The organism is Blautia sp. ZXY-1-B12 (assembly GCF_056339915.1).
Genome location: NZ_JBWJVP010000246.1, coordinates 1 through 3,288, shown reverse-complemented (window position 1 = coordinate 3,288; position 3,288 = coordinate 1). Strand labels below are relative to the sequence as shown.

The window sequence follows — 3,288 nt, the reverse complement described above, 5'->3', positions numbered from 1 at the left end:
AGTGCGGTATTGGCGCTTCTGCATGATGTTCTGGTTGTACTTGCATTCTATGCTATTGCCAGAGTATCTGTCGGTAATACATTTATTGCCTGCATGCTTACGATCGTAGGTTATTCTATCAATGCTACAATCGTTATTTTTGACCGTATACGTGAGAACCTTCACAGTGGTTCCAGAGAAAAACTGGCAGAAATTGTAAACACAAGTATCACCCAGACTCTTACAAGAAGTATTTATACCTCTTTTACAACTTTTGTTATGGTAGCTGTTCTTTATATCATGGGTGTTTCTTCTATCCGTGAATTTGCAGCACCTCTGATGGTTGGTGTTCTTGTCGGTGCATATTCTTCTGTATGTATTACAGGTGCGTTGTGGTATGTGATGAAAAAGAAATTTGCAGGAAAAGGACAGCCGGCAATTGCTGCAGCTTCCGCATCTGCAAAGTCCTCTTCAAAGCCGAAGAAAGCACGTGATGTATCACAGAAAGATCCGACTCAGCCAAAGAAGAAAAACAGAAAAAGAGTAGCTGAACGTCTGGCTGCCGAAGAAGCAGCTAAAAAACAGCAGAATGATGATGCTGAATAAAACAATAAGTGTCTGAAAAACAGGCAGACAGAAATATCCCGGGGTAGAACTCCGGGATATTTTTATGAGGAGAGAAAATATATGGAGAAATGGGTAATAGCAGCAAAAAGAGCAGATTTTAACCAGATCGGTCAACAGTTTCATATTGATCCGGTGATTGCGAGACTGATCAGGAATAGAGATGTGATCGGAGAAGATAAGATAAGAGAGTATCTGTCAGGAACAGTACAAGAGCTTCCTTCTCCCTGGCTGATGAAGGATATGGAAAAAGCTGTAGATATCCTGGAGAAAAAAATATCGCAGAAAGCAAAAGTCCGTATTATTGGTGATTATGATATTGATGGTGTGACCTCTACATACATTTTAATGAAAGGCCTTGCGAGGATCGGAGCAGATGTGGATACTTATATTCCGGACAGAGTTGCAGACGGATATGGGATTCATGCACATCTTATAGAAAGAGCGGAAACGGACCGGATCGATACGATCGTGACCTGTGATAATGGAATTGCTGCGGCTGCTGAAATCCAGATGGCAAAGGATAAGGGAATGACAGTGATTATTACAGATCATCATGAGGTTCCTTACAGGGAGGAAAAGGGAGAACGCCAGATGGTGCTTCCGCCGGCAGATGCGATTTTGAATCCGAAACAATATGATTGTCCATACCCGAATAAAAACCTGTGTGGGGCAGTGGTGGCCTTTAAATATATTGCAGCACTTTACGAGAGATTTGGTGTTCCAGAAGAGGATCTGGAAGATTATTATGAACTGGCGGCTATTGCAACAGTAGGAGATGTTATGGATCTTCAGGGAGAGAACAGGATTCTGGTAAAAGAAGGGCTGTGCCGTCTGAAAAATACCAAAAATAAAGGATTGCAGGAACTGATCCGAGCAAATTCTCTGGAAGATGCTAAAATCACAGCTTATCATATCGGATTTGTGTTGGGACCATGTATCAATGCCAGTGGCAGACTGGATACAGCTGCCCGTTCTCTTGCGCTTCTCAATGCAAAAACAAAGGAAGAAGCAGCAAGGCTTGCCGGAGATCTTACAGCTCTTAATCAGAGCCGAAAAGCTCTCACTGAGAAAGGAAAAGAAGAGGCAATCCGGATCATAGAGACTACAGAGCTGAAAAATGACAGAGTACTGGTAGTTTATCTTCCGGATTGTCATGAAAGTCTTGCCGGTATTATAGCAGGCAGGATCAGGGAAAAATATCACAGGCCTGCCTTTGTATTGACGGGCGGTGAGACAAGTGCAAAAGGAAGCGGAAGATCAATAGAAAGTTACTCTATGTATGAAGAACTGGTAAAATGTGCAGACCTGATGATACAGTTTGGAGGTCATCCGATGGCAGCAGGTCTTTCTATAGAAGAAAAAAATATAGAAGAATTCCGGAGACGCCTCAATGTCAACTGTACGTTGACGGACGAAGAATTGCGTCCTAAGATCGTGATTGATGTGCCGATGCCTGTGTCTTATATTACAAAAGAACTGGTAGAACAGATTTTGCTTCTGGAACCCTTTGGAAAAGGGAATACAAAACCGGTCTTTGCACAGAAAAATCTCAGAGTGCTTGATTACAGTATTATCGGGAAAAATAAAAATGTAGTAAAATTAAAACTTCTTGATCCGCAGGGGATTTCAGTGGAAGGCATTTATTTCGGAGAAGCAGAGGATTTTGTGAACTTTATCAGGGAAAAAGACAGTATTTCTGTTACTTATTATCCGGAGATCAACAGATTCAGGGGACGAGAGAGTCTTCAGATTATTATTCAGAATTACTGTTAATATTACCGCCTGTTTTGTAACCGCCGGTAAGCCTGGAAATACAAATGTCAGGGCTTAACAGTAACTTGATTCTGAAATAAAAAGGTGATATACTATAAAATATTTATGAGCGAACAGCAATATAACACACACTGGAGGAGAAATAAAATGAAGAAAATTGAAGATTATGTATTAAGTATACCGGATTTTCCTGAACCGGGGATTATTTTCAGAGATATTACAAGTGTTCTGCAGGATGCGGATGGCCTGCAGTTGGCCATCGACTCCATGCAGGACTGTCTTAAGGATATAGATGTGGACGTGATTGCAGGAACAGAGTCCAGAGGCTTTATCTTTGGTGTACCGATCGCATATAATCTTCATAAACCATTTGTACCGATTCGTAAAAAAGGCAAACTTCCCCGCGAAACAGTATCTGTAAGCTATGATCTGGAATATGGCAGTGCAGAGATTGAAATGCATAAAGATTCCATAAAACCAGGTCAGAAAGTGGTTATCGTTGATGATCTGATCGCAACAGGCGGTACGATCGAAGCAGCGATCAAGCTGGTGGAACAGCTTGGCGGTGAGGTTGTCAAGGTTGTATTTCTCATGGAACTTGCAGGTTTAAAGGGACGCGAAAGACTGAATGGGTATGATGTAGCGTCCGTAATTTGTTATGATGGTAAATAGGCACAGCTGATTGTGCAGGACAGGCAGGTGGGAGCATATGACAGAGATAACAAAAAGTACAGAAGCAAAAAAAGATGAAATGCAGGTTGAAAAAGAGAAGCTGGAATCTGTAAAGAGAGCAGATGCGGCAGTAAAGACCATGCATGATTTTACAAGTCCGGAGGTGCTTTATAAAGAACTGATAAACAGTGTTCTGAAGTATCATCCATCAACAGATATTTCCATGATAGAGAAGGC

General features: G+C 41.6%; 4 protein-coding genes. All 4 read left to right on the top strand.

Annotated elements, in window-relative coordinates; translation table 11 throughout:
- The coding region (gene secF, locus AC075L_RS17455; RefSeq protein ID WP_476387949.1) for a protein translocase subunit SecF at window positions 1-585 on the top strand (585 nt) is incomplete at its 5' end.
- Between the two features lie 81 nt (window positions 586-666).
- Entirely contained in the window at window positions 667-2,379 is a 1,713-nt protein-coding gene (gene recJ / locus AC075L_RS17450; protein ID WP_062807801.1) for a single-stranded-DNA-specific exonuclease RecJ, read from the top strand.
- 147 nt (window positions 2,380-2,526) lie between these two features.
- Window positions 2,527-3,051 (top strand): adenine phosphoribosyltransferase, encoded by a 525-nt coding sequence (locus AC075L_RS17445; RefSeq protein ID WP_008703730.1) that lies wholly within the window; start codon window positions 2,527-2,529, stop codon window positions 3,049-3,051.
- A gap of 37 nt (window positions 3,052-3,088) precedes the next feature.
- Window positions 3,089-3,288 (top strand): hypothetical protein (locus AC075L_RS17440; protein ID WP_476387948.1); only part of this gene is annotated, 200 nt, incomplete at its 3' end.

Excerpts from the sequence above, each read along its gene's own strand:
- AC075L_RS17445 (WP_008703730.1), top strand. The coding sequence starts at position 2,527 with ATGAAGAAAATTGAAGATTATGTATTAAGTATACCGGATTTTCCTGAA.
- recJ (WP_062807801.1), top strand. The coding sequence starts at position 667 with ATGGAGAAATGGGTAATAGCAGCAAAAAGAGCAGATTTTAACCAGATC.